At 32.1% G+C, this 24,724-nt stretch carries 30 protein-coding genes and 2 pseudogenes; 8 read left to right on the top strand and 24 right to left on the bottom strand.

Annotated features, from left to right (window positions below; all coding sequences use genetic code 11):
- Nucleotides 1–94: 94 nt before the first annotated feature.
- From ACX6U0_RS18965 to ACX6U0_RS18955, 3 genes and pseudogenes are all read right to left on the bottom strand, one after another.
- A complete protein-coding gene (locus ACX6U0_RS18965; RefSeq protein ID WP_464961417.1) occupies nt 95–406 on the bottom strand; it encodes a putative quinol monooxygenase in 312 nt (103 codons plus the stop codon).
- A 143-nt stretch (nt 407–549) separates the two neighbouring features.
- Nucleotides 550–654, bottom strand: a pseudogene (locus tag ACX6U0_RS18960) (RpiR family transcriptional regulator); the annotation flags it as partial.
- Nucleotides 655–726: 72 nt separating this feature from the next.
- Entirely contained in the window at nt 727–1,251 is a 525-nt protein-coding gene (locus tag ACX6U0_RS18955) for a GNAT family N-acetyltransferase (RefSeq protein WP_464961416.1), read from the bottom strand.
- Nucleotides 1,252–1,602: 351 nt separating this feature from the next.
- On the opposite strand from ACX6U0_RS18955, the gene ACX6U0_RS18950 reads away from it, so the two are divergent.
- Both ACX6U0_RS18950 and ACX6U0_RS18945 read left to right on the top strand, forming a co-directional pair.
- Nucleotides 1,603–2,019 (top strand): methylglyoxal synthase, encoded by a 417-nt coding sequence (locus tag ACX6U0_RS18950; RefSeq protein WP_464961415.1) that lies wholly within the window; start codon nt 1,603–1,605, stop codon nt 2,017–2,019.
- Nucleotides 2,020–2,225: 206 nt separating this feature from the next.
- Nucleotides 2,226–2,861 (top strand): pentapeptide repeat-containing protein, encoded by a 636-nt coding sequence (locus ACX6U0_RS18945; RefSeq protein ID WP_464961414.1) that lies wholly within the window; start codon nt 2,226–2,228, stop codon nt 2,859–2,861.
- A 1,010-nt stretch (nt 2,862–3,871) separates the two neighbouring features.
- Here the strand turns inward: ACX6U0_RS18945 and ACX6U0_RS18940 are convergent.
- The 7 genes from ACX6U0_RS18940 to ACX6U0_RS18910 all read right to left on the bottom strand — a co-directional run bounded on the left by ACX6U0_RS18940 (nt 3,872) and on the right by ACX6U0_RS18910 (nt 8,343).
- The gene (locus ACX6U0_RS18940) at nt 3,872–4,072 is read right to left on the bottom strand and encodes a hypothetical protein (protein ID WP_464961413.1); all 201 of its coding nucleotides are present in this window, start codon (nt 4,070–4,072) and stop codon (nt 3,872–3,874) included.
- Nucleotides 4,069–4,383 carry an AbrB/MazE/SpoVT family DNA-binding domain-containing protein gene (locus tag ACX6U0_RS18935; RefSeq protein ID WP_464961412.1) on the bottom strand — a complete coding sequence of 105 codons (315 nt, stop codon included), beginning with the start codon at nt 4,381–4,383 and terminating at the stop codon, nt 4,069–4,071. The genes ACX6U0_RS18940 and ACX6U0_RS18935 overlap by 4 nt, the downstream gene beginning before the upstream one ends.
- A 69-nt stretch (nt 4,384–4,452) precedes the next feature.
- Nucleotides 4,453–5,130: a response regulator transcription factor gene (locus ACX6U0_RS18930; RefSeq protein WP_464961411.1), complete on the bottom strand. Its 678-nt coding sequence runs from the start codon at nt 5,128–5,130 to the stop codon at nt 4,453–4,455.
- A gap of 101 nt (nt 5,131–5,231) precedes the next feature.
- Entirely contained in the window at nt 5,232–5,450 is a 219-nt protein-coding gene (locus tag ACX6U0_RS18925; protein ID WP_464961410.1) for a DUF2187 family protein, read from the bottom strand.
- A gap of 58 nt (nt 5,451–5,508) precedes the next feature.
- Nucleotides 5,509–6,198 carry a LuxR C-terminal-related transcriptional regulator gene (locus ACX6U0_RS18920; protein ID WP_464961409.1) on the bottom strand — a complete coding sequence of 230 codons (690 nt, stop codon included), beginning with the start codon at nt 6,196–6,198 and terminating at the stop codon, nt 5,509–5,511.
- A gap of 22 nt (nt 6,199–6,220) precedes the next feature.
- The gene (locus ACX6U0_RS18915; RefSeq protein ID WP_464961408.1) at nt 6,221–6,589 is read right to left on the bottom strand and encodes a hypothetical protein; all 369 of its coding nucleotides are present in this window, start codon (nt 6,587–6,589) and stop codon (nt 6,221–6,223) included.
- A gap of 47 nt (nt 6,590–6,636) precedes the next feature.
- The gene (locus ACX6U0_RS18910; RefSeq protein WP_464961407.1) at nt 6,637–8,343 is read right to left on the bottom strand and encodes a HAMP domain-containing methyl-accepting chemotaxis protein; all 1,707 of its coding nucleotides are present in this window, start codon (nt 8,341–8,343) and stop codon (nt 6,637–6,639) included.
- Between the two features lie 747 nt (nt 8,344–9,090).
- On the opposite strand from ACX6U0_RS18910, the gene ACX6U0_RS18905 reads away from it, so the two are divergent.
- The gene (locus ACX6U0_RS18905) at nt 9,091–10,542 is read left to right on the top strand and encodes a helix-turn-helix domain-containing protein (RefSeq protein WP_464961406.1); all 1,452 of its coding nucleotides are present in this window, start codon (nt 9,091–9,093) and stop codon (nt 10,540–10,542) included.
- 423 nt (nt 10,543–10,965) lie between these two features.
- Here ACX6U0_RS18905 and ACX6U0_RS18900 read toward each other — a convergent pair whose 3' ends face one another.
- From ACX6U0_RS18900 to ACX6U0_RS18890, 3 genes are read right to left on the bottom strand one after another with little or no spacing between them, the layout of a single operon-like run.
- The gene (locus ACX6U0_RS18900; protein WP_464961405.1) at nt 10,966–11,694 is read right to left on the bottom strand and encodes a DUF4386 domain-containing protein; all 729 of its coding nucleotides are present in this window, start codon (nt 11,692–11,694) and stop codon (nt 10,966–10,968) included.
- A 59-nt stretch (nt 11,695–11,753) separates the two neighbouring features.
- Complete coding sequence (locus tag ACX6U0_RS18895; protein ID WP_335426401.1) at nt 11,754–11,975, bottom strand: helix-turn-helix transcriptional regulator; 222 nt, start codon at nt 11,973–11,975, stop codon at nt 11,754–11,756.
- Nucleotides 11,976–12,422, bottom strand: a complete 447-nt coding sequence (locus ACX6U0_RS18890) for a hypothetical protein (RefSeq protein WP_464961404.1) — start codon at nt 12,420–12,422, stop codon at nt 11,976–11,978. It abuts the gene before it with no gap.
- Nucleotides 12,423–12,863: 441 nt separating this feature from the next.
- Between ACX6U0_RS18890 and norA the strand changes: the two genes are divergently transcribed.
- Together norA and ACX6U0_RS18880 are read left to right on the top strand one after the other, a co-directional pair.
- Nucleotides 12,864–14,063, top strand: a complete 1,200-nt coding sequence (gene norA, locus ACX6U0_RS18885; RefSeq protein ID WP_464961403.1) for a multidrug efflux MFS transporter NorA — start codon at nt 12,864–12,866, stop codon at nt 14,061–14,063.
- Between the two features lie 32 nt (nt 14,064–14,095).
- Nucleotides 14,096–14,941, top strand: coding sequence for a MerR family transcriptional regulator (locus tag ACX6U0_RS18880; RefSeq protein ID WP_464961402.1), 846 nt, complete (start codon nt 14,096–14,098; stop codon nt 14,939–14,941).
- 319 nt (nt 14,942–15,260) lie between these two features.
- Here the strand turns inward: ACX6U0_RS18880 and ACX6U0_RS18875 are convergent, their stop codons facing one another.
- Together ACX6U0_RS18875 and ACX6U0_RS18870 are read right to left on the bottom strand one after the other, a co-directional pair.
- The gene (locus tag ACX6U0_RS18875; RefSeq protein ID WP_464961401.1) at nt 15,261–15,617 is read right to left on the bottom strand and encodes a DUF2500 domain-containing protein; all 357 of its coding nucleotides are present in this window, start codon (nt 15,615–15,617) and stop codon (nt 15,261–15,263) included.
- Nucleotides 15,618–15,773: 156 nt separating this feature from the next.
- Nucleotides 15,774–16,115 (bottom strand): ArsR/SmtB family transcription factor, encoded by a 342-nt coding sequence (locus ACX6U0_RS18870; RefSeq protein WP_464961400.1) that lies wholly within the window; start codon nt 16,113–16,115, stop codon nt 15,774–15,776.
- 123 nt (nt 16,116–16,238) lie between these two features.
- Here ACX6U0_RS18870 and ACX6U0_RS18865 point away from each other — a divergent pair, with 123 nt between their 5' ends.
- Entirely contained in the window at nt 16,239–17,615 is a 1,377-nt protein-coding gene (locus tag ACX6U0_RS18865) for an MFS transporter (RefSeq protein WP_464961399.1), read from the top strand.
- 196 nt (nt 17,616–17,811) lie between these two features.
- Here ACX6U0_RS18865 and ACX6U0_RS18860 read toward each other — a convergent pair whose 3' ends face one another.
- From ACX6U0_RS18860 to ACX6U0_RS18840, 5 genes and pseudogenes are all read right to left on the bottom strand, one after another.
- Complete coding sequence (locus ACX6U0_RS18860; RefSeq protein ID WP_464961398.1) at nt 17,812–18,147, bottom strand: hypothetical protein; 336 nt, start codon at nt 18,145–18,147, stop codon at nt 17,812–17,814.
- A 138-nt stretch (nt 18,148–18,285) separates the two neighbouring features.
- Nucleotides 18,286–18,981, bottom strand: coding sequence for a class I SAM-dependent methyltransferase (locus ACX6U0_RS18855; RefSeq protein ID WP_464961458.1), 696 nt, complete (start codon nt 18,979–18,981; stop codon nt 18,286–18,288).
- A gap of 36 nt (nt 18,982–19,017) precedes the next feature.
- Nucleotides 19,018–19,668: pseudogene (locus ACX6U0_RS18850) on the bottom strand (glycosyltransferase family protein); the annotation flags it as partial.
- Between the two features lie 477 nt (nt 19,669–20,145).
- A complete protein-coding gene (locus tag ACX6U0_RS18845; RefSeq protein ID WP_464961397.1) occupies nt 20,146–20,640 on the bottom strand; it encodes a GNAT family N-acetyltransferase in 495 nt (164 codons plus the stop codon).
- A gap of 273 nt (nt 20,641–20,913) precedes the next feature.
- Nucleotides 20,914–21,300, bottom strand: coding sequence for a cupredoxin domain-containing protein (locus ACX6U0_RS18840; protein WP_464961396.1), 387 nt, complete (start codon nt 21,298–21,300; stop codon nt 20,914–20,916).
- A 337-nt stretch (nt 21,301–21,637) separates the two neighbouring features.
- Here ACX6U0_RS18840 and ACX6U0_RS18835 point away from each other — a divergent pair, with 337 nt between their 5' ends.
- Complete coding sequence (locus ACX6U0_RS18835) at nt 21,638–22,336, top strand: FHA domain-containing protein (protein ID WP_464961395.1); 699 nt, start codon at nt 21,638–21,640, stop codon at nt 22,334–22,336.
- A gap of 104 nt (nt 22,337–22,440) precedes the next feature.
- Here ACX6U0_RS18835 and ACX6U0_RS18830 read toward each other — a convergent pair whose 3' ends face one another.
- Nucleotides 22,441–22,608 carry a hypothetical protein gene (locus ACX6U0_RS18830; RefSeq protein WP_464961394.1) on the bottom strand — a complete coding sequence of 56 codons (168 nt, stop codon included), beginning with the start codon at nt 22,606–22,608 and terminating at the stop codon, nt 22,441–22,443.
- Between the two features lie 422 nt (nt 22,609–23,030).
- Here ACX6U0_RS18830 and sspL point away from each other — a divergent pair, with 422 nt between their 5' ends.
- The gene (sspL, locus tag ACX6U0_RS18825; RefSeq protein ID WP_088071561.1) at nt 23,031–23,165 is read left to right on the top strand and encodes a small, acid-soluble spore protein L; all 135 of its coding nucleotides are present in this window, start codon (nt 23,031–23,033) and stop codon (nt 23,163–23,165) included.
- 325 nt (nt 23,166–23,490) lie between these two features.
- Here the strand turns inward: sspL and ACX6U0_RS18820 are convergent, their stop codons facing one another.
- Genes ACX6U0_RS18820 through ACX6U0_RS18810 form a run of 3 tightly spaced genes read right to left on the bottom strand, consistent with a single transcriptional unit; the run spans nt 23,491 to nt 24,560 of the window.
- Entirely contained in the window at nt 23,491–23,784 is a 294-nt protein-coding gene (locus ACX6U0_RS18820) for a hypothetical protein (protein WP_464961393.1), read from the bottom strand.
- A 10-nt stretch (nt 23,785–23,794) separates the two neighbouring features.
- Nucleotides 23,795–24,181, bottom strand: coding sequence for an SHOCT-like domain-containing protein (locus ACX6U0_RS18815; protein ID WP_464961392.1), 387 nt, complete (start codon nt 24,179–24,181; stop codon nt 23,795–23,797).
- A 13-nt stretch (nt 24,182–24,194) separates the two neighbouring features.
- Nucleotides 24,195–24,560, bottom strand: coding sequence for a DUF2089 family protein (locus tag ACX6U0_RS18810; protein WP_464961391.1), 366 nt, complete (start codon nt 24,558–24,560; stop codon nt 24,195–24,197).
- Nucleotides 24,561–24,724: the final 164 nt, after the last annotated feature.

Genomic DNA, 24,724 nt, shown 5'->3' with positions numbered 1-24,724 from the left:
CTAAATATAAAAAACCTACCTTAGAAACGAATTTTAGGTAGGTTTATTTTTATCAAAACTTTATATGAATTCTTAATGACGTTCCAATTTAAACTTAAGATGAAATTCCCTTCCCACCTTCTGGCTTGAGAGTAGCAATTCTTTCCATTCCGGTAATAATTGGTTTCGCTTGTTTGATTAATAATTGTGTAGACTCAAGAGTTAACGACTCTCGATGAGCATTCTCGCTGCTCCATACTTCGTATACAAATACTGAATTTGGCTCATTCTCGCAAATGCTTACATGATACATTTCACATTCATCCAAATTCTCCATAGATTCAGCTGCTCCCAATAAAATATTTACTAAAGATTCACGTTCATCCTCTTTTACTGTAAACTTGCCAAACAATCCGAATTTACTCATTCATATTCTCCTTTATGGTGTTATTCATCTTTACTTATTTCTACAACGTACTGATAATTACCTATTATTTCCATAAATAAAAGAGTTAACATGTAGACATTCACCAAAATATAAAAGAAAAAGAACGAACTTTTGTATCCAACCTATTGGTTAAGTCTGTAAATTTGGCGTGCAATAGATTCGATAATATAAACTACCGGTACTTGCGTAGTAATATTAGCTTCTTCAAAATATTCCTCTGTTACGTAGTCATTTCTTCAAATGGCGTAAAACTATAATCATGTCTATTATGAAAGTCCCTGGTATCAGTGACTTTCTTTTTACTTTAATAAAGAATATATATACGCATCAAATGGCACACCATTTTGGTATAGATAATTTCTCAATAACCCTTCTTTTTGAAAGCCCAGTTTAGTCAACAATTTAATTGAAGCTTTATTTTCAGTAAAAACAACTGCACCAATTCGCTTTATAGCTAGCTCTTCAAACCCATAAGAAACCACTTTGCATACTGCCTCTGACGCGTAACCATTACCCCAATTATCAGGGAAAAGGGCATAGCTTAAATCCGCTCTCTTGTGCTCTTGTGACCACTCTTGAAATCCAATTGTTCCGACAATACCTTCCTTCCCTTTCAATTCTATACCCCATTTAATCCCTCGTTTTTCATTGAAATTCATTGAAAAATTTCGAATGATTTGTTGAACTTGATCTATGCTTGTTAATGGTGTTTGCCCATAATAACGCAATACCTCTTTATTTGAAAAACAGCTTAATATGTCAATTGCATCATCTTCTTTTAGTTCTCTCAATACTAAACGATCCGTTTCTAGAATAGGAAACATTCTTCATCTTCCTTTGCTTAATACTACCCCTTAGAGTACTTAGCACTTTTAGAAAAGGGTAATATTTCATTTTTTACGTATCCTCATTTATGGTTTTTAAAAATGGTGTTTTAATTATTGAATATTATACTATAGCGATGCTTATCATTCCTTGTTTACTACTGTTCCAGAATTTTTGCATAGAATGTAGCTCTACTAACATCAACTAATCATGTGTTAAATACAAATAAAATTATATATTCTATTTTTGGATGAGTCTTTTTTTGAACATAATATTATAATTAGTTAAGATCCGTTTTCATCAAATTATAGTAGTTATGTTATTCATAACTTTTGAAAGGACTGTTTCTATTGAAAATTGCATTTATTGCACATGATGGTAAGAAAGCTGACTTAGTGAATTTTGCTAAAGCGTATGAATCTATTTTGTCTAAACATGAACTATTTTCTACTGGTACAACTGGTACAAGAATTATGGAACAGACAAAATTACAGTTACATCGTTTTAAATCAGGTCCACTAGGTGGAGATCAAGAAATAGGAGCTTTAATCGCAAAAAATTTAATGGATATCGTTATTTTCTTTAGAGATCCTCTTACACCGCAACCCCATGAACCTGACATTTTAGCGTTACTTCGCTTATGCGATGTTTATTCTATACCTTTGGCGACGAATATGGGAACTGCAGAAATTTTAATACATGGTTTAGAGCGTGGAGATTTAAATTGGAGAACAGTTATTCATGAAAAGGAAAGCGAAAACAAGTGATTCTAAATAGGAGATTCCCTAAATTGGGTATTTAGTAAAGCCGCAAATGCGGCTTATTTTTATTGAATTGTCCGTTAGTAAGTTGTTTTGTACACAAATTTTTAAAAATTATAAGACTTTTTTTAAACCTAAAATTCTTTATAGTTAAAGTAAATAATCTAGAGGTTTAATGACAAAAATCCAATTTATATAAGTGAGGAATAATGATGAAAATTGATACACCAAATATCCCAAGAGAATTACAATTAAGAAATTTTACCGATATTTTTTATGAAGAGGATCCTGAATTAGAGATGTGCGAAATAAACGATTCTGTTTTTGAAAATGAAGTTGTTGAGAGAGCAAGATTATCAAAAATGGTGATTAGAAATTGTAGGTTCAATAATACTGATTTTAGAAATATCGATATAATTGATGTGCATTTTGAAGACTGTGATTTTTCAAATTGTAATATGAGTAAGTCTTCCATTCACAGAGTCATTTTTACGAATTGTAAATTATTAGGTGTAAATTTTATGGATTCTAGCTTTGGTAACGTACAATTTGATCAGTCTGTCTTAAATTTGGCATTACTTGGAGATTCAAAGTTAGAGAAGGTAATTTTTCAAGCTTCTTCATTAAAAAATACGGATTTTTACGATTGTAAATTTAAAAAAATTGATTTTATTAACTGTAATCTTGATGAAGCTAATTTTGAACAAACATCACTAAAGGGGATAGATATTAGTACTTCTACATTTAGTGCACTAACTGTTTCGATTGAAAGTTTAAATGGCTGTAAAGTTTCATCATATCAAGCAATTCAGCTTGCGAGCTTGATGGGATTGAAGATTACTGATTAGAATTTGTTTATAGGCAAAAAAATTTCAATTTAAAAACAGGTAGCAATAATAGTAACGGGTTCTCTTCTAGAGAGAAAACAATTTTTTACAGTATGAATTGCTATGTATTTCGCAACAAATTAACACCATAAATAACACTGAGAGAGAATTGATTTTACAGTCTATTCTCTTTTTTATATTCGGCTCTGTAAAAAAGACTGTTGATTTCCATTCCAGGTACTTCGCTTTCCATGGGGCGTGACTTGAGCCTCCTCGGCAAGCCTCCGGGGTCTCAAGTTTCCCGCATCTCCCATAGGAGTCTTCGTACCTTCCATTCCAATCACTCTCTAACTTACGTTTCTCTTTTCATACTCTAAATGCATTTGCTAAAATCAACAATTAATATTAACAGAGTTTTTTATTTAAAATAGCATAGTTTTCAACAGTCTATTTATCATTAAAATAGCACATAAATCAGCATAGACAATGGTTATTGTCCAATGTTAATTAATATGTTAATTTACTGCTATTTTTAGTTCTTATTTAACGAAAACCTTGATTTGACAATAAAAAAGACAGACCATTTTCTTGTTAATTGGCTGTCATTAATCAATTTAATTTCTATTTTTCTCTCCCAAAGGTGAACCCGTTACAAAATAGCTACTCGTTTTTATTTTTGGTTATAATACCATTTTAGAATATTAAATATTGCTCAAGCTTTTGTATATACGATTTTTCATAAATCAGTGTTGGCATTACAACAAAACAATCTCTATGAAACTCACGAACTTTGTTTGTTAACAATGATAAAACACAATATGAATATAATAATTGTATAAAAAAAATGTATATTGAATAGTAATTCGTTCATCTGAAAACTCCTAACATAGCAATCCAGCATATCGAAGTTGTTTTGCTTTATATCAATTAGTTTTTAGTACTTTTGATTACCATTTGATCAGACTTATGGTGATTAAGTAGTGGAGTTTTGTGCATTGTATGTAAAGATTACATCCATTACCTTTTCACTTTTATAGTTTTGTATATCCAATGATTTTAAATTCTTCAGTTTGTCGATTAATAAATTTTGCTAAAGCTATTTGTACTCTTTTTGTAAGCTCTTCTTCGTTTTGGATGTTTTCAACTTCAACTGCTGCAAAAGTATCAGTACTATTCATTATTATTTTCCCTGCAACTTTAACCGATGACCTGTATTGCACCATTACTCTCATTTATTTGTCTCCTTGCTAGTATTCTGTTTAACTTTTGCTATTTTGATTTCTTTCGTTATTTCAGCCCTTAAGATTTTAGCTCCTTCAGTGCTGACAACAATTTTCCCGTCTGCTAGTTTAATCATATTACCTGTGTTATCACCAGTAATCAGACATTTCGTATCAACACCTTTTCTAACAATAATATTACCTGAATCTATTAATACTTCCATCATGTCACCGAATTCGATATTTAATAATCTTCTGATTTCTTTTGGAATAACAATTCTTCCTACTGAATCCACTCTTTTCTCAATCCCAATTACTTTCAAAGATACTACCTCCATTACGTTGTAAAAGTAAATATGAATCTTATAGGACAATACAAGTAAATTAAAGCTTTACATTTTTCCCCACTTAAGCTTTAAAAACTTTATAACAGCATTTAATTTATCTTTTACTTCCAGCTTCTTTATGATATTAGAAATTTGAAATCTAGTTGATCTTTCTGAAATGGCCAGCTTATCAGCTATTTGTTTACATGAATAACCTTCTGCAACTAGATTTATAACCTCATATTCTTTATTCGTTAATAATTCCTTTAAATTTATTGCTTTTATCGGTTTATTTTGAAGTGAATCTATCTTTAATCTACGATAATCTTGTATTAATAATTTTAAATACCGGTTTTCTATGAATATATACCCTAATAAAACTTGCTGAAAAGCTTGAACAAGTTCATCCTCTTCCATTTTATTCGATAATATTCCCCTCACACCTAAATCTACTAGCTTCTCAATCTCATTTATTTCTACCTTGTTACTGATTGTGATAATTCTAGTGGATGCATCCTTTGATAATAGTAACTTTGCTTTACGTAGCATCGATTTTTTTGAAACCTTTGTTATCAATATAGTGTTTTGATATTGAATATCCAATAAATTTTCATATTCTATCATCTCTATTTTTAAGTTATAGCAATCTAAAATTCTATAAACCCCAAGGACAATTAATGAATTCTCTACAAGTATTACCGTATTATGTTGATAAATATGATCTTTTACTACTTTTGTTATCACTTGCTAACTCCTTTTTTGGAATTTCAATTGTTTCTTACATTCATGAAACAACTAGTGTAGATTAGATGAAAAGAATAGACTCAATGAAACCATCTATTTTTTCATATTAAAATCGTGTAGTTTTTATGATTTACAACTGTAAAATCTTCATCGAATATTTTTAATTTGCGAACGTCTACGAGTACACAATTCTCATAAACCATGAGTACTTTAGCTTTTACAATCTTTGACTTGATATTGTTTATATGGATTTTTGCATCAAAACTTATATAATCTCCGACTTTAACAATTTGATTATGTAGTGTTGTTTTTTTCTTCATAACTGACTTCTTCCCATTTTATTTTTCCGTCTTAACTACAAATTTTGAGAACACTTACCTAACAAGCATCAATTGTTATCCAATTATGTCTTAATCCTTTAATTACAGCATTTAAGCGATCTTGAACTTGCATCTTTGCTAATATATTAGAAACATGATTTTTAACTGTTTTCTCTGAAATGTATAATCTTTCGGATATTTGGGAGTTTGAGCAACCTTTAGCTAAAAGAGTTAATATTTCATATTCTCTTTTTGTTAATACGGTATGAATTGATTCAAAATCAACTGGTTGTCTTTGTTTGTGAATTCTTTTATACGATTTATATTCACTTAAAATTTCATTCGTAAAACGGTAATCAATAAATAAATTTCCTAGATGAACTTGTTTTACAGTCGTCACTAAATAAACTTCATCTAAGTCAGATAGCAAACATCCCTTTACTCCTAGGTCGATTAATGCTTCAATTTCATTTACCTTGAGTTTATCTTTTATGACAATCACTTTAGTAGAGCTATCATTTTTCAAGATTGATTTAGCTTTTGTTTCCATATCTTTACTAGCTACTTCACAAATAAATATAGAATTTATGTCATTTGTTTGAAACACCTCATCAAAAATCGGAATTCTTTCAACCTCTATATGATGATATTCTAGAATTCTACAAATTCCTGAAAGAAATAATAAACTTTCCACAAATATAACAGTATTATTTTTTCCTTTAATGAAGTCCAACTTAGTTGCTAGCATAACTGTCTCTCCTTTTGTGATATCATTCAAATTTTCTATTCATTAGATTAATTAGATAAATACAAATCTCATATAAAATGATTCTCTGATTCTTGCCCCCACTACCATTTAAAGCCTCATCAATATCTTCTGCTTTATAATTAACTTTCATAGCTAAATCATTCATACTCAAATCATTCTCATTCATAATCATGAAGTTAAACTTACGTAGATTATTTATAAGCTTTTGTTCATTTACTAAAAGTTCATTTTTTATTTTATTAATCTTTATTTCTATCATTTGTTCTTCTACATTATTGATGATACTGAATAATGAATCCTCTGAATGCTTGGTATCCATTCTCATATGAATTACATTCGAATTTCTACTTTCATTTTTTACTACTGTCATATTTACAACCCCACCTCTAAGCCTATATTTCCAGACATACGGTTTTACTAAACATTAAATACGCTAGTTCTTTTTTGTAAATCTTCTGCCATATCAGCCAGCGCAGTTGATGAAGCTGAGATTTCCTGCATCGTTGCTAGTTGCTCTTCTGTAGCAGCTGAAATATTCTGAGTTTGTGAAGCTGTATTTTGTGCAATTGAACTGATATCCTCAATTGATTCCCCTAATTGTTCTGTGCCTGCAACCATTTGTTGAACAGCCGAGGATACTTCATGAATTTGAATTGAAACTTCATTTATCGAACCTTGAATTTTTCCAAATGAAATACCTGCATTACTTACATTGCTAGAACCAACTTCAACTTGCTTATTCGTCATTTCCATGACAGCTATCGCATTGTTAACCTCTTTTTGAATGCCAACAATCAATTTAGAGATATTATTAGCAGAGACCGCCGATTCCTCAGCTAACCCTCGAACTTCTGCAGCAACTACTGCGAACCCTTTTCCATGCTCTCCTACACGAGCCGCTTCAATTGCAGCATTTAATGCTAGTAGATTGGTTTGATCTGCTATTCTAGTTATTACTTGGACAATTTCACCAATCTCCCCTGAACGTTCTCCTAGTATATTAATCGCATTATTCAGACTACTTATTGTGTTATGAATTTCTTCCATTTGCGCTACGGCCACTAGAACAACCTGAACTCCATCAATCGAAAGTTGCTCTGCTTCTTTTGCAGTCTCATTAACTTTTATCGAATTGCTCCCAATTATTTGTGCTTGTGTGACCATACTACGTACAGTTTCATTCGTTTCCATAACTGTTCTTACTTGATCTTCTGAACCACTTGCAACTTCAACTGTGTTTGTTGCAATATGCTCGCTAGCTTCGCTTGTTTGCTCAGCACTAGCAGAAAGCTCACTTGAATAAGCAGCCACTTGATCAGATATCTCTTGGACTTGACTAATGAGCTCACACAAATTAGTCATTGTTTCATTGTAAGCACTCGTTAATTTACCTAGTTCATCTTTTGATTCATAATCTACTTTCTGTGTAAGATCTCCGTTTTGAGTTGCTCGTAAAGACACCAGTAACTGATTAATTGGTTTTGTTATGAGTCTAGAAATATAAGTTCCTAGTCCTATACAAATGAATGTAACAATACAGAAGAGCATTAGAGATTGATTTACCGAACTGCTAGCAAGCTTTTCATTATCTTCATACAAGTCTTTAGAAATATTAGAATTTACTTGGTCTAATTGATCATAAAGTGTAGTCAGTTGATGAACATATTTAATTATTTCGTTATTGTATAAATGAATGGCTTCTTCATTTTTGTTTTGTGTTCCAAGTTCAACAGATTTTTGAATACTACTTTCAAATAATGGCATTGTTTTCTCAATATCTTTAATGATCTTCGCTTCTTTAGTTGACATTTTGGTTGATTTATAGTTATTCAATAGTTGCTTATTTTTTTTCATGGTTGTATCTATATTGTTTCTTAGTTGGTTACTAGTTGAAAAATCAGTATGTGTAAATAGTCGCCACATGTCTGCAATTACTATTTCATTATTTAACCGATATTCAGAAAACACTACAGTCGGAATTAATCTATCCTTATACAATTCACCAGAGTTTTCTTTCATATCTGCCATTTTTTTAAATGTGTTTACTTGTAGAAAAACCATCGATAAAATAAAAATGAGGATAATTAGGCCAAGCTTAAACTTTGTACTTACATTACGAATCACTTTTCCATCTCCTTTGTTTATGTATTTTGTGAAACATATCACATTTATAGTGGTACTACTGTAATCACTCCTTATATTCCATACCTCTAATACCTCATATTTTTTATCATTCGATATGCCATGTACTCGCTTCGTATTCCTCGTGATGCACGTTTGTGTATTTATTCACAAAAATTTCTTTCAAAAATGCGTCTCATTGCCCTTCCCTAGCAAATTCTAATTCAAAAAGATTGAAGACTGTTGTGAAATTCGTAACAAACTTTCATTCCAAACTAGCTATTTATGAGTTAGATCACAAGTAAAATATAAAATAGTTCAGACTATATTACCACGTCTTTTTTTAACTTATAAAAAGATAAAAAATGATAATTTTTTTGAAAAAAAACCTATTTTTACCCTGAAAAAAGTTATGATTTTGATTTATTAAACTAATTTTTGATTTCATTACTATATTAAAGATCATTTTTTAACTGTATTAGTTTAGATTCTAGTACCGTTTTCTCTTTTTTACCTAAGTCAAAAGTAAAAAAACGTGTTTATTAGCCTACTTAGTTGAATTAAAATAATTTCTAATAGATTTAGTTTCTTAATTTATTTATTTTTAAGGGATTTGCACACGCAGATTTCAGGTAGGGTACTAACCGAACCTTACGGAATTACTACACGTAATGACAAATAAAAAACAGAACTAAATAATTGATAAAAAAAGCAACTTTTGGTCCACTTGGAAAGGAAAGTAATCATATTATGGATAAGGTTAGTTTTCGTAGAATAAAAATAATTGATATTTTATCTGAAGAGGATACGTGGTTTAAAATTGAAGATATTGCTTGTTCTTTAGCTTGCACTCAAAAAACCATACGTACTGATATACAATTTATCAATTCTATCTTCCCAGAGAATTGGCAGATTGAGACGATTAAGGGGAAAGGTGTTTATCTTCACAAGCCAAAAATCTCATCAAATGAAGACATCTATACTTTATTTGTTAAGAATTCTTATACCTATCAAGCTATTCTACATATTCTATTAAGAAATGTAACTGTCATTAGTGAACTAGGTAAAGAATTTCTTACACAACAATACAGCACGGTATACAAAGTACTAGATCTGGTCGAAGAATTATTAAAGTATTATGATTTAACTTTAAAACGTGCACCACTACAAATTAACGGATTAGAAGAGGATAAAAGAAGATTATGTACTGATGTTACGTATGAACTCTATTCAAATTCAGACGATTGGCCATTAGAAGCTTATTCATATTCATATATAGAGAAAGTTGTAACAGAAGCAACAGAAAAATATCATATATTTTTATACCCTACCTCTATGAAAAAATATATATACTTTATTGGTACTTTAATCAGTCGCATTCATTTTGAAGTTGAACTAAACCTTTCAAAAATGCTTGAGAACAAAATAAAAGAATCTGTATTCTATTACATTGCAAATGAAATACTTGATCAAATTGAAAAAAACGATAGATTAATTTTTTCTTCCTCTGACCGGTTATCCTTCGCAATATATATTTCTCACATCCCATATTTTAGCCCTGACCAACAAGACGAGGATACAATTTATACTTTATTTAAAAATAAAGCAAACAGTTATTATAATGAACTTTTTGTCTTACTAGATTTATTAGAAAGACATACAGGCATTCATTTAATGGAAGATAAAAGTTTTGTATATACTTTCCATCAGCAATATAAAATATACTCATTAAAGAAATATTTCCCGCAAAGAAATATACCTAAAGACATTCGTAGATTCGATAAGATTATTAAATATGCGCAAAAAAATTATCCAGAATTGTACAAAAAAGTTGATGCTGCATTTGAGTGTTTTACAAATAATTTTTCTCTTCCATCTAGCCATAATATTGCCACAGCAAGAGCTACATTAAATATCCAAGCTACTGTCAACTATTCAAAAATGAAAAAACGAGTTCTTTTTTTAAATAGTGAAGGTCCCGGTGTAAGGCGTTATAATATGTCAAAATTAGAAAAGTATTTTGGTAATAAAATTACTTTTGTTAGTTACAATAAACTAAAAATTACTAAACAAGATTTGAAAGAGCTAGCAATTGATTTCGTTATTTCTGATTTTTCTTTGGACATTGAAAATTTCCCATTTATCAGCATTGATCCCGTCATAACTCAGCGTGAACTAAATGAGATTGCAAAATATATCTAGCTTAATTTTCCTATGAAATAATAAATCTTCTAATCATCTTTCTTGGCCCATGAATAAGTCGTTTCAAAAAAGCTAAATATAAAGAGCATAAAAATAAAAACGGACATGTTGGTGATATGATGGAGCAAAATAAATTTAAGCATTATATAAAAGTAATCTTATTTCCTATAACTGTGTTTTGTATATTGATGGCTTTCATAGATAAAAATATACAAGTAGCACTCATTGGTGTAATTCTTCAAATACTTGGATTATTAACTGATTATGCTATATACGGAAGAGAGTCAAAGGAATGATTAGATTAAACTGGTAGTGTAAGTACAATAAAAATTAACGTAAATAAAAACCTCTAATGATAACATTAGAGGTTTTATATTTTGGTAAATCTTAAAGATATTGACTAATACATTCCCCTATGCATTATTATGTGTGCGGTATAATCTCGTCATCTTGCTTTTTTACTGAAATAGAAGCAAGAGCAGATTCATTAAATCCTTTAACGATTAGCCACACAGCTAAAATGATTTCATTAGCTGCAACTGGCAGCGCCATAATAGCACCCCAAACAGAAATTTGTTCAATGACCCCAAACATTACTAACAATGCATATATAAACACAACAATTGCCCCTGTGATGCCTAAGCTAGATATAAATCTAGGTACAAGCTTTGATTTATAAAATATATAACTGTACATCAACGTATTTATACCTAACATAAACAATGGACCAAGCATAAATGTCCAGTCATGTACTGCTTTTAATAGAATTCCAGACGTTTGATAAGACGCTATTTCTGGAACTCCTGCTGCTACAAACTCCCTACTAAGCGTTAACAATGCCAGGACACTGATCACACCTACTGTAATAATAATCGCTTCTAGAAACCTGAAGCAGACATGCCAAAGAGCGATTGTTTCATTATACTTCCTTAAAATGGGAAACATTGTTGTGGCAGTGCCAACCGCTGAAACGACTAGAATTAACTCCATTAAAGCTCCTAGTATCACTTGGTTGGCGTGTTCAGAACCATTGATCAAATAATCTGGGCCTTTAAGAATCGGATCATACAATTTAAGTCCAATCATCGCCGATACTGCTGCAAGTATAAACAGTACTCCAACTATTTCTGCCGATCTTCTATTTGAATTCATTTTTCATCTCCACCTTTTATTCAATTTATAAACGGTAAAGCATATCATCATCTTTCTTATTACTTAGTGTTGTCTCCATAGAAAAATACTTCCTCCAACGGTAAATTAAAAGCTTGAGCGATGCGAAAAGCAAGCTCTAGAGATGGTGAATAATTTCCCTTTTCGAGAGCCACTATTGTTTGTCTTGTTACGCCAACCTTGTCAGCTAATTGCTGCTGGGTCATTTCATCATGGTTGAAACGTAATTTACGAATATGATTGCCGACAAGTTTTTTTCCCATTTAGACGCCTCTCCTATAGTGATAAAGTTTCGAAATCGAACCGGTCACATCGGAAAGAAATCCTGAAAAAATTAGAATCATAAACATAACCTGTGAAGGCTGATAAATAATAAGTGATCCCATTGCAAGAAGAAAACCAACAATAAATACAAAAAATGAATTTCGGTGTGCTTTCAATTCTATTAATTTATCTAATTCATCTGCAAATGATGGTTCCTTTTCTCTAGTCGTAATTCTGTAGATAATATTAAAAATAATACTGATAATGATGTGCGCTGCGATAGAAACTAAAGTCAAGATCAGGACGAAGGAACCCCAGTAGCGAAAGGTTTCGTTTAACTCCAGACCACCTTTAGGGTACTGAGGGTACATGTACAAGCAATAAGATACAAATATAATGATTGTGCTGATTAACAAGACAGTACTTTTCTTTTCTTGATAAGTCATTATTTACACCCCCTGTAAACGCAATTTTACTTTGTGTATAGTATTCTATGCACGATGTAAAGGAAAGTATACATAAAGTTAAATATAAGTTACACAGGACTGATGAATTCCGCCTACAGTTCGCAATTGTCTAGAATTTCACTAAAGGCTAATCTGTTGGAACAAATTAAAAAACCCTTGAATTTTCAAGGATTTTAAAATGGTTTATTTACCGTCAATGACCTTTAAGTCAGACGAACTTGCACTTATATTATGCCTCTTTCATTTAGAGTTTCCCTTTCTATTTTCAAACCTGCTTGCATTACCATATGACTATTCAAATAGGCAGTTTCAAATAGCATTATTTATTTTTATTCAGATAAAGATAATAAAAATATTGACTCTCCCCTTATGGGAGGCTTTACATTATGTTTTGTAAGCTTTTGAAAGGAGTAAAACAACATGAAAAAACAAAACATGATGTTAGCGATTGTATTAACAAATTTATTTATCGTCTTTTTAGGAATTGGCCTTGTTGTCCCGGTTACTCCTTCCATTATGAATGAGTTGAATATATCTGGTTCGGTTGTGGGCTATATGGTAGCCGCATTTGCTTTCACTCAGTTAATCATCTCACCGATTTCAGGTCGCTGGGTAGACCGTTTTGGACGAAAAAGCATGATTATTATAGGGTTAATTATTTTTAGTTTTTCAGAACTTTTATTTGGGATTGGTAAAACCGTTGAAGTATTATTTATCTCGCGTATGCTTGGTGGTGTCAGTGCAGCATTCATTATGCCAGCTGTAACGGCATTTATTGCGGATGTCACAACGGTTGAGACACGAGCAAAAGCACTCGGCTATATGTCGGCAGCTATTTCAACAGGATTTATTATTGGACCTGGGGTTGGTGGGTTTTTAGCAGAGATTAGCTCACGATTACCGTTCTTCTTTGCTTCGGCCTTTGCAGCATTGGCAGCCATATTATCCATTATATTCGTACAAGAGCCAGAACGAAATATTGAAAATATAGAAGTAAAAGGCAAAAAAGAAGGACTAAAACGAATATTTGAACCGATTTTCTTTATCTCATTTATGGTTATTTTCATTTCACAGTTTGGATTAGCAGCCTTTGAATCCTTATTCTCCTTATTTGCTGATCACAAATTTGGTTTCACACCAAAAGATATTGCGATTATGATTGCAGGTGGAGGCATTTTTGGAGCGATTTTCCAAGTTTTATTATTCGATCGTCTTACACAATGGATCGGTGAAATTCGTTTGATACGATATAGTCTAATTCTCTCGACGATCCTTGTGTTTCTAATGACGCTTGTGAACTCATACTTTATGATTTTATTTGTTACGGTAACAGTATTTTTAGGATTTGATTTAATGAGACCGGCATTGACTACTTATTTATCAAAAGTTGCAGGGAATGAACAAGGATTTGTTGGTGGCATGAACTCGATGTTTACTAGTATCGGCAATATAATCGGACCAATTATCGGTGGAATTTTATTCGATATCGATTTAAACTATCCGTATTATTTTGCGACAGTCTTATTAGCTATCGGTATTGGGTTAACTCTTGCATGGAAGGAACCTGCATATCAAACAACTAAAGTAATCAAAAAGCGAGCTATTTATAATGAAAATTAGAATGCATTTCTTTTACTAAGGAGGTGTTAGCAATGAAGGAAAAGCTTTACACTATTGGAGAAGTCTCAAAACTGGTAAACATTTCAATTAAGGCCCTTCGTTATTACGATAAAATCAACTTATTTAAACCTGCATATGTCGACCCGGACACTAATTATCGGTACTATAAAGACTCACAGCTTCACCTTCTAGATTTAATCAAATCATTAAAATATATTGGTACACCACTAGAAGAAATGAAGGAAGTACAAGGTTTACAGAGAGATGATTTTTTCGCTTTTTTAACTGAACAAGAACATATTGTAAGAGATAAAATTGAATCCCTAGTAGAAATCGAAAAAATTATTGCAAATGCCAAAAAGGGATTGCAAAGGCAAATGGAATATCCTTCTCTTGGTGAAGCATTTATTTTGTATGAGGATGAATTAAAAATTATACAGACAAAAGCTTATGGTATTGATCCGAAAAATATCTTAAATGCTTCATACAGTAAATTAAAGAAATTTGCTGCATCAACAGAAGGTTTTCGAAACAATGGTTATGGAGTTATTTTTTCCTATCAACCTTATAAACATATTGATGAGGTAAGTTATCAATATTTATTTACTCCTGTTCTAACGAATAAACAGATATCTTTGCTTACTAGTGATACAAATGTTGCTGTCATTCCAAAAGGTAAATACGTATGTATTACATTTAAATCTGTTTCAATAGACGATTATTTTTTAAACCTACAAAAATTAATTGACTATGTGGAAACCCATCAATTACAAGTTATTAGCGATATATACGAGTCATTAATTTACAATCATCATTCTCTTATTCAAAAAGAGGAGTATCTGATAGAGATGCGGGTTCGAATAAAAGAAGTAGATTAATTTCAAGTTTTGGAGTGTTCTACGGTTAATTTAAGTATGCGATAGTTGATTACAACTCCAGGTTGCTCGCTTTCCGTGGGACGAAACCTGAGCCTCGGGTCCACAGGATGTGAATCATGCATGCGTTACGACAGGACGTCGTGGTTTTAGCATGCCTACCTTACTTGCCCTGCGGGGTCTCAGGCTTTCCGCATCTCCCACAGGAGTCTCGCACCTTCCGTTGTAATCAACTTCTGTGGTTATAAAGAACCTTTCTAAAAAAGACACCCTCAGAGTGTCTTTTTTTTAGAAATTTAAGTAAATACATCCCTTTTTTGTTCTATCGAGATCTATTATATCCTAAAAATCTTGTTCCCTGAAAAGCTAGTTCACCATTGTCACCTTCAACAAGCATGCCGTAGTCAGAGTCATTTACCATTAGTTCGATTCTATCTCCACTTTCTACTTCAAACGTTACAAAATATCTACTGTATGACGAGCTTTCTCCACCGCCATGTACGGCTGTTCTTTTTGAAACAACTCTTGCCTTTACATTTAATTTTGGAGAATTGTTATTTTGATTCCATTGAGTAATTCCCTTTAAAAGTGAAAAAACAATTATGGATGCAATAATGACAAATATGATTCCGAAAAAAATAGGAAAGTACGTAAACATAAAATCCCCGCCTGGTGTCATTTTCCCACTCCTAAAAACTTATTTACCTATTCTAACTTATGAGTTGTTTAGGTAGGTTATTTATCGTATCTAACTAATATTAATCGACGTCTAATAGCCACCAGTCCTTTTAATATCAGATTTGGTGGCTTTTTTATATTATACGGAATAATAAAGTTATTGTTCTGGATTTAGTAATTGTTTCTTCTCTTCTGAGGTTTCAAATGCGTCTAATATAGATGAGAGTAACCCTGGAAAACGGTTTTCCAAATCATCTTTTCTTAAAGACAGAATACGCTGTGTTCCTTGTACACGAACATTCAAAATTCCAGCTTCCCTTAAGGTACGAGTATGATGTGAAAAAGTGGATTTTGCGACAGGCACTCCTATATCTCCACAAGACCGCTCACCTGCATTGTTAACATTAGAAACAATTAATAAACGAACAGGATCGCTTAAAGCAGATAGAACGTTTGATAAATGAATATCTGCGCGATCTGGGTGAAATAAAATCTTCACAATATTCCTCCTTACAATTATTTTCGGGTTTTATGATTGCATTATATCATAACGCATGATATATTTCTATTGTTCGATAAACATCGAAATATAGAACTTAGGAACTTAAAGCGAGGGGAAAAAATGATATCTGAAACTACAATTCATTCTATAAAGGGTAAAGAAACACGTGTAATGAACGAAGGAGTGGTTACACTCCTGCTTGGTATATCGATTGTACTCGTTATCATGAACACAATGATGTTCAATTTAGCTCTGCCTGACGTTGCGGCTGCATATCAATTATCAGCATCTACAACCTCTTGGATCGTAACTAGTTATTCAATTGTATTTGCAATTTCATCCATAACATATAGCCGACTAGCTGATTTTATTCCCATCAGAAGACTCTTCATTATTGGAATTTTATCTCTAAGTCTTGCGGCAATTATTGGTTTGTTTAGCAATAGCTTTATTATGTTGCTGATTATCCGTATTTTTCAAGCATCTGGAGCTGGTTCAATCCCAGCATTGTCACTTATATTAATATCCCGCTATGTTCCAATTGAGCGTCGCGGTAAAGCAATGGCTATGATTTTGTCTTCAGTATCACTCGGGTTAGGTCTAGGACCTGTCGTTGGAGGAGCAATTGTAGAATTTATGGGCTGGCATATTTTGTTTGTCGTAACTTCGATCACTATATTGTTAGTTCCTCTTTTTGCGACTCTCATTCCAAAAGAGAAACCAAAAAAAGGTTCATTCGACGTTTTAGGTGCACTATTTATTGGCGTTGGTACAACAGGACTTCTGCTTTTCTTAACAAATCATTCCTTCATCACGCTAGTGGTTGGACTAATTGCGATTGGGTTGTTCATCGTTCGTATTCGATTAGCAAAAGAACCTTTCGTACTTCCATCACTATTCCTAAATCGCAAATATCTTATTTTAGGAGCAGTTGGTATTGCGGCATATATCTGTAGTTTTTCAACGCTATTTTTATTGCCACAAATCCTTGTAAAACAATACAGCCTTAGCGCGATCCAAGCCGGGCTTGTGATTTTTCCAGGTTCATTTTTAGCTATGCTTGTATCACAAAAGGTAGGACGAATCATCGATTCAAAAGGAAACAGTTCGATCATCAGATACATTCCGTTTCTTCTTTTGGCATCAGTCGTATTATTCGCTCTATTTGAAGGAACATCATTTCTTGCAATTATGTGTATTTACATGCTAATGAGTGTTAGCTTCACGATCTTATCGAGCAGTATATCGAATGAAATGTCAAGACTACTATTACCAGCACAAATTGGTTCAGGACTTGGATTGTTTCAGCTTCTCCAATTTTTCAGTGGTGCATTCGGAGTCGCTATATCAGCAAGCGCTTTAAACTGGCAAAAGAACATCCCAATAGCCCATGCATACAGTAATATTTATTGGGGGCTAACAATCATCGTTATCCTATCGATTGGCTGTGCAATGGTTTATGTTAAATCAGCATTTCGTAAACCCATGACTTCATAGTCTAAGTTTTACTCTTTAAGTAGACTAGGGGCGAGAATATTTTCTACTCAGTCCCTAGTAATACTACTTATTAAATACTGATATTTTATAGTAAGTAATATTCACCTTATGGGCTGATTTTACATATCTGTTTTTAAAAAAGCATTAGTAACTAAAAAAGACTAGTGAATAGCCCATATCGTTTTGATACAATCTATCAATGAACTCCATCAATTACTTTCTTTGTCTTTGTGTTCACATTTAGCCACGCAATTCCCTCATTGTAGTTACCCATATCACGATAAACATGAACGGTGTATGTTCCATCTTTTTCTTTTTTTGCATCAAAATGCTGATTTTTTGTAAACTCGCCATATGTTTCTTTCACATATTTTTTTGCAATTTGAATTGCTAATCTTTCTTCTGCTGCTTTTTCTTCTTTAGTCAACTCTGTGTGCTCTTTCGGTTTATATGTTGTATCTACTTTTCCACATCCAGTTAAAATGACAGTAGTTAAGAGAATAATTAACATTTCTATTTTTAAATACTTCATTTCCTCACCTCTTTGTGTATGAATTCGGTAGAGTATAGATTTGTACCTTCTCAAACTTTTCCCTATTTTCAATCTGATTTATTCCAACTATTCTACACTTATCCTCAAAAAAAATAGCCGCAATAGCGACTCATATAACTAATCTGCAATTGATGCTGTTACAATAAATTGATATGTTCTAATATCCGTAGTGAACGGTTCATCTCCCATCAGTAGCAACTTTCGTAAAGGTATTAAGTGGCTAATCCACTGTTCACAATACTGATTTGTACTGGTTATCGAGTCAATTTCTTTAATATCATATCCTGTGCTATTAAATAATTCCAAAATCGTACTGCGAGTGAAAAAGCGAAGATGAGTTTGATCGAGAATTCCATTTTTCGTATAATTCCAATTTCCCGCTATTAATTCTATCAATGATGCAATATGTCCAATATGAGGTATACAAGCTAAGATGGTACCATCGTTCTTTAAATAAGGTTTCAACTTTTCAAGTACAGCCCATGGATTTTTTAGATGCTCCAATACATCTCCAAAAATAATATGATCAAAAAATTGTTCAGGATATGGAAGGTCAATTTTTTCAATATCACCGATTATTACATCAGTGAGTTTTTCCTTAGCCTGAATTGCAGCTTCTGGAAATAACTCAATACCATATACTTTTGCCTTATATCGCTGTTGTATATAAGCTCCCAGTTTTCCTTCTGAACAACCTACTTCTAATATGGTAGAGCTATTTGGAGATATCTTTTGGAATAGCTTAACATTTAGACCTTTAAAATAATCTGAGTTTTTATGTTCGTATAAGCCTTCATAAGCGTCTTTATCCATTCTAATCTCCTTTGATACTACCTTATTCTCTGTCATGTATTCCTCAAGAAAGGTTTTACGTGCTTTTTCAAAAGCCTCTACATCCAAATATCTACCACTATCATGGATACACCATGGATTTTCCATTTTAGGTACGCCAACCTCAAAACCATTCCGCTTCATCTCAAACGAGTGAGAAATATCGTAGAAATGAAATCCTTTAAATAGATCTTCTCTCCAAGGAATATCTTTTTGAGTAATCATCAACAAACCGTCTATTGCTTCTACTTCCATATAAGGCTCTTGTCCTTCAGGTTGATTAAATGATAATAGTCGGTATGTTTCTGGTATATCGATAACCTTTCCATACAAATCTTCGCCTTCCCACCATTTCCCATTATCCGGAAGTTGTTTACAACCTGATACTCCAATCATTCCAAGTTTAGGGTGGTTTGAAAATAAATGAATAATATCAAATAATATAGATCGATTAATGATGTGGGTGTCTTGATGGAGATAGATTTTATATTTGAACTGATGTTGTAAAGCCCTATTGTATCCCTCTGCCATACTTTTTGCATTGTCAATGAACAGAAAATCGATTTCATAACCTGCTGGGACTTCTAATAAGTCAATATGTGCCCTGCAATAGTGATATTCTTCTAGATTGTTAACACAGGTTACAAATAAAAAGCCTTTATCATTCATACCATTCACCTGCTTCTACCGCTTTCTTGGTGATCTTTGTTATTGAAAATCAACATCTAAATCAGATATGGAAGTGACATTTCTTTCTATCTAAATTGTATACACCCCAACAAGCAGTATAGAACAAAAAAACTAGAGCTTTTACTCTAGTTTATGAATTCATTATTTTTGTTTTGTATTGGTAAGAGAATTTAATAATTGCTCAGTGCTGGCAGAAATGTACTTAGCTTTTCATTCGCTTCGAAGAATCCCCCTAAAAACGCCCAAAAAAGCTTGGGGACTAATCAAGCTTTTTTGGGTGTAAAAGTATTAAAGGGAATGGGGAATTTTCAACAAAATAGTCCAGTTAGGTTTCATTACATTATTAATCAATACTAGGGTGTGTATTGATTTTTACTACACTTTAAATGATAATGATTATCAATTTCATTGTCAATAGTTTTTAGTCTTTTTTTCTAAAATATTTTAAAATAAATTTTATGCTACTATATAGCGATAGAATTTTTTATCAACCTGTAACACTGGAAAATTCTCAGGTAGCTCTTCCATTCCTACTACTGTAAATCCATTTTTTTCATAAAATCTATGAGCAGCTAAAAATTGTGGTGTCGTTCCTAGATAAATTTCTTTAATTGCCTTTTTCTGAGCCCACTTAATTGCATTATTTAATAGTAGACTTGCAGTATTATATTTAGCACCTCGGTAATCCTTATCTACAAACATCTTTCTTAATGCAACTTGTTGATTTCCAATATCTAAAAAACTAATTGTACCGACAACTTGATCGTCAATTAGAGCAACCCAAAAATTTCCTTTACCTTTTTGATAAAACTCCCCTATCGTAAACAAATCAGGCTGGTCCCTTTTTGTTATCGGGATATTATATTCGTTTTGTTGAATATTGAGTATTAAATCCACAACTTGTTCTTGGTATTCACTAGAGTATTCTTTCACAATGAGAGTATTCTTCATAATTTTACACCGCCTATCAGTATTTTACTGTCTAATTTGCAGCCCTTCACATTCTTACTGTTACATCTTTAATTCACTCTAGTGATCTAAATACCCTCTTTCTCATCTCTATAAACTTATTGAATATATGTATGTATTAGCAGTAAAAATAGGCAATGCCTAATTGGCAATGCCTTCAGTTTGTTTACATTTACAAAAACTAAAAGATTCAGACTGATTAACGCTTGTCTATCGAGGCGCGAAGTCTGAGGGCAGGCCTGTTTGGCCCTCATTCTATTTGACTATTACATTTCCTACCATACCTTGATTGTAATGGTATCGACAAGCAAGTTCATATGTACCAGGCATTTTCGGCTGCACGGTAACGGTTTTTGTTTGTCCAGACTGAACTTCGGCATCAATGCCGAGCTTCGGCACTGTGAATGTGTGCTCTTTACTACCTACGTTTTTTAATATCAACGTTGTCATTTTTCCATTCGGAATAGTGATGACTTTCGGATTGAAGTAATCATCGTTCAACTGGACCTCAATCGTATTTGCTGTTAGGGGCTGTGTTGCATGACTAGATTCAGCGAAAACACTAAGTGAGCCAGTAGTCGTTACCACCATAATCATCGCCAACAAAAACACCATTCCATTTAACCACTTTTTTATAGACATTTACATTCCCTCCTTTCCTACATTCTATTGTTTTCCAATACTTAAAATATTATCACTATAAATTGTTCTCTAACCTACTTGCATTAAGAAGTGCTGAACCAACATATATCTTTATGGAAAGTGTTAAGTTAAAATTCTACATCAACATTCAATCGTATACTGGTCACCACATCTACTATATAAATCTTGTTTATTTTATAGTACTTTTCCAATTTATATCTTGCTCATTTTATTAACTTACAAAAGAAATCAGATACTATCATTTCTTTACAAATCTGTTGCGTGTGTTATACTCTTCTTGGTTAATGACTAGATTTGTGTTCAAAGGAGTAACCACATGATTATTCAAGATGTGTACCTTTCTGTAAAACAGGGAGAAACAGCTACGAAAAAGAATAGAATACCTATTTCCTATAAAGAAACTTTGATAGGACGCACTTGGGGTAATATCATCCCCGATATTCCTTTTACAAACCAATATATTTCTAGAAAACATGCCTTAATCCAGTTTGATAAGGAAAATTACACGATAATTGACCTTATGAGTAAACATGGAACCCAGGTCAATCATACGTTTATAGAAAAAAACAAACCAGTTTTTCTTCGCGATGGTGATATTATTAGTCTTGCAAGTGGGGCGGCAGTACTAACTTTTCATAACCCTTCTGAAAAAAACTTCGGAGACACACTAGATATGCCATTATTTACTGAAAAGCTCTTAAACGAATTGAATGGCTTAACTGTAAATGTTGTTAGAAGAGAAGTTTTAATTGATGGCGTTAGGATTCATCTAACTAGTAAAGACACAGAATTATTTTTGTTACTATATCAAAAAGCCAATAGTGCGGTTAGCTATAACGAAATTAAAGTAAATGTTTGGCAAGAACGTTTTACAAATGAATCAGATCAGCCAGATGTTGGTCGTGAAGAAATTAATACTCTTGTATATAGATTGCGGAAGAAGTTAGGTAAATACGGTCAATGTATCGTTTCCGTCCCTCGATTTGGTTATATATTAGATCTAGAAGACAAGTAATGTCCTTTTATATATAGATATATTGTATAAAACAGAAAAAGAGTGTGGATATATTTTCATATATTACACTCTTTTTTATATTTATTAATTGTTCTACACAAATCTTAAGATAGTGTAGCTTTTAGCTTTTTTTCAATCATAATTAATTCAACATATATACCAATTAGAGTACTTAATACGCCTCCTAAAAGAATCATTGCACTTACATAATCAGGTAAGCTTGAAAGAAGAAATACCAGTAATGTTCCAACGATTATTAATAAAAAAATCAATTAAAATACCCCCTTTTCTTTTTAGAACTTAACCATTCATTTACTGTAATGACAAAATTCCATTTCGTACTACTACTCCATTTTTCGTTTTAACTCAAATGACTGTAAAAAGACTGATCATAACCTGTTTTTCTAATTCCAAAAGCTTAAATCCATTATTCGTATGTAGACTAAAATGAAAATGATTTACTCTTGTCATGGTATACCTACTTGGTTTTTCACTCAATAGCAGACTGATAACAAAACACTAACATTTATGAAAGATAACTAAGTTTAGTAATAATTTTCTTTTGCCATTTTTGAATGAATACAAGACGTTTGTCAGGATAACAGAACACTATGGAATTGGTACGATTCATTGGTATTTCCAAATTCATAAATCACTTATGATAGGAAATACTATTTTTGGAGGTGAAGACGTTATGAGTAAAAAATCAAGTGGAAGAGGACAAAAAGCTCCAAGTGTTAATCCACAAGGATATGGAAAAGACGTTGAATTTTCAACGGAGCCTAAAAGTGAGTTACAGAATTTAGCAAAAAAATCGAACACAAAATGAATCCATAATTAGGAATGGTAATTGCTTCTTTTTGAAGTGAAAAATAAAACCATCAGTTGGTATAATAAAACTCCCACTGATGGTTTTATTTATTTTCATAACTTCTTCAAATACACTACAACACAAAGTATATCATCAGATATCTTCAAAATCTGTGATTATATAACATTTCAAAAAAACTAAAGAGACTAGCAAAGTACATACTCTTGTATTCTCAAACAAAAAAAGACATATTTAAAAGGATTAAGCCCCGTGCAATTAAGGGATCAATCCTCGAATATAATTAAGAAATATTTTTCTGTCTAGAACTATGTGATGAGCTCAATCAAACCTTTACTAAAACCTCAGTACCATCATTAGCTTTGACATCTACTAACACAAGCCCTTTATGTTTCTGTAATTCTTTAATAACTAATTTAAGTAGTTTTTTGTCTATTTGTGGAATGGTCAGAGAGAACTGTTTATCATTCTTCTCTTCATTTTGATGTTGTTTTAACCATTTATTCATTTGGTTATGAAGAATTTTAGAAGAAAGAATAGAAATACCAAAATGTAAAATGGCATATGGAACTGGGATTGTGAACCGAACTTCTTTAGTTTTCACTTTTAGTTGTAGCATAAGAAAGACCCTATTCAATAATGACAGAAACTATGTCACCGTTTCCAGTCTTAATATCAACAAGTTGACCATCCAATTCATTTTCGATTGCTTCAATAATAAGATTTATGTCAATATCCTTAACATATTTTTCTGATTCAGGAATACTTGCCAAGATACTATTTCCAGCAACTAATAATGCCTTAACAAGTTTGATTGGCACATTGACTTTAACGTTATCATTTTCAGCAGATTCAACACGGATTTTCAATATTTTTTCTGCATAATTAGATGATTTATAAGAGCGATTACTTCCGGCTTCTTTTTCCTTTAACACGTCAATTAGTTCCGATGCCTTTTCTGCATCAATTTTTCCATCCTGTACCATTGTTAATACTTTTGCAATTTCTTCTTTCATCGTAAATTCCTCCCTATTCCTCTTTTAATAATCTAATTGCTTCTTCTGTAGAAATTTCTCCATTTTCCAGCATTGCAACTACCTTTTTCTCGTCTACTTCATTTTTCTTTTTTGTTTCGTAGCCGAGTGATGTGATAATGTCAGTGAGTTTACCTCTTACCGTCGGATACGAGATCCCAAGTTCTTTTTCTACTTCTTTGATGTTCCCTCGACATATTAAGAATACTTCTACAAAATGAAGTTGTTCCTTCGACAGGGAAGAAAAAGGTGAAAGCTCAAACTCATTTTCAATTATTGTGTGGCAGTGAGTGCAATTTAGTTTTGTAATTTTTAAAGTCTTGCTGCAAACAGGGCAATTTGTAATAACTGGATAAGCCATAATCAAATCCTTTCTTTCATTTGATTAGATTATATGATGGTAAGTTTAAAAAGTAAACACTTTAATTTTAAAATATTTAATATCGTTATTAACATTATTAATGTTGCGATTAATTATTTTAACTTTAATGAATCATATTCTTTGAGGAACTCTTTCTTTTTCGG

It is taken from the genome of Gottfriedia sp. ABJ_BB2_2, from assembly GCF_055484705.1.
This window is presented reverse-complemented; position numbering and strand designations above follow the sequence as displayed.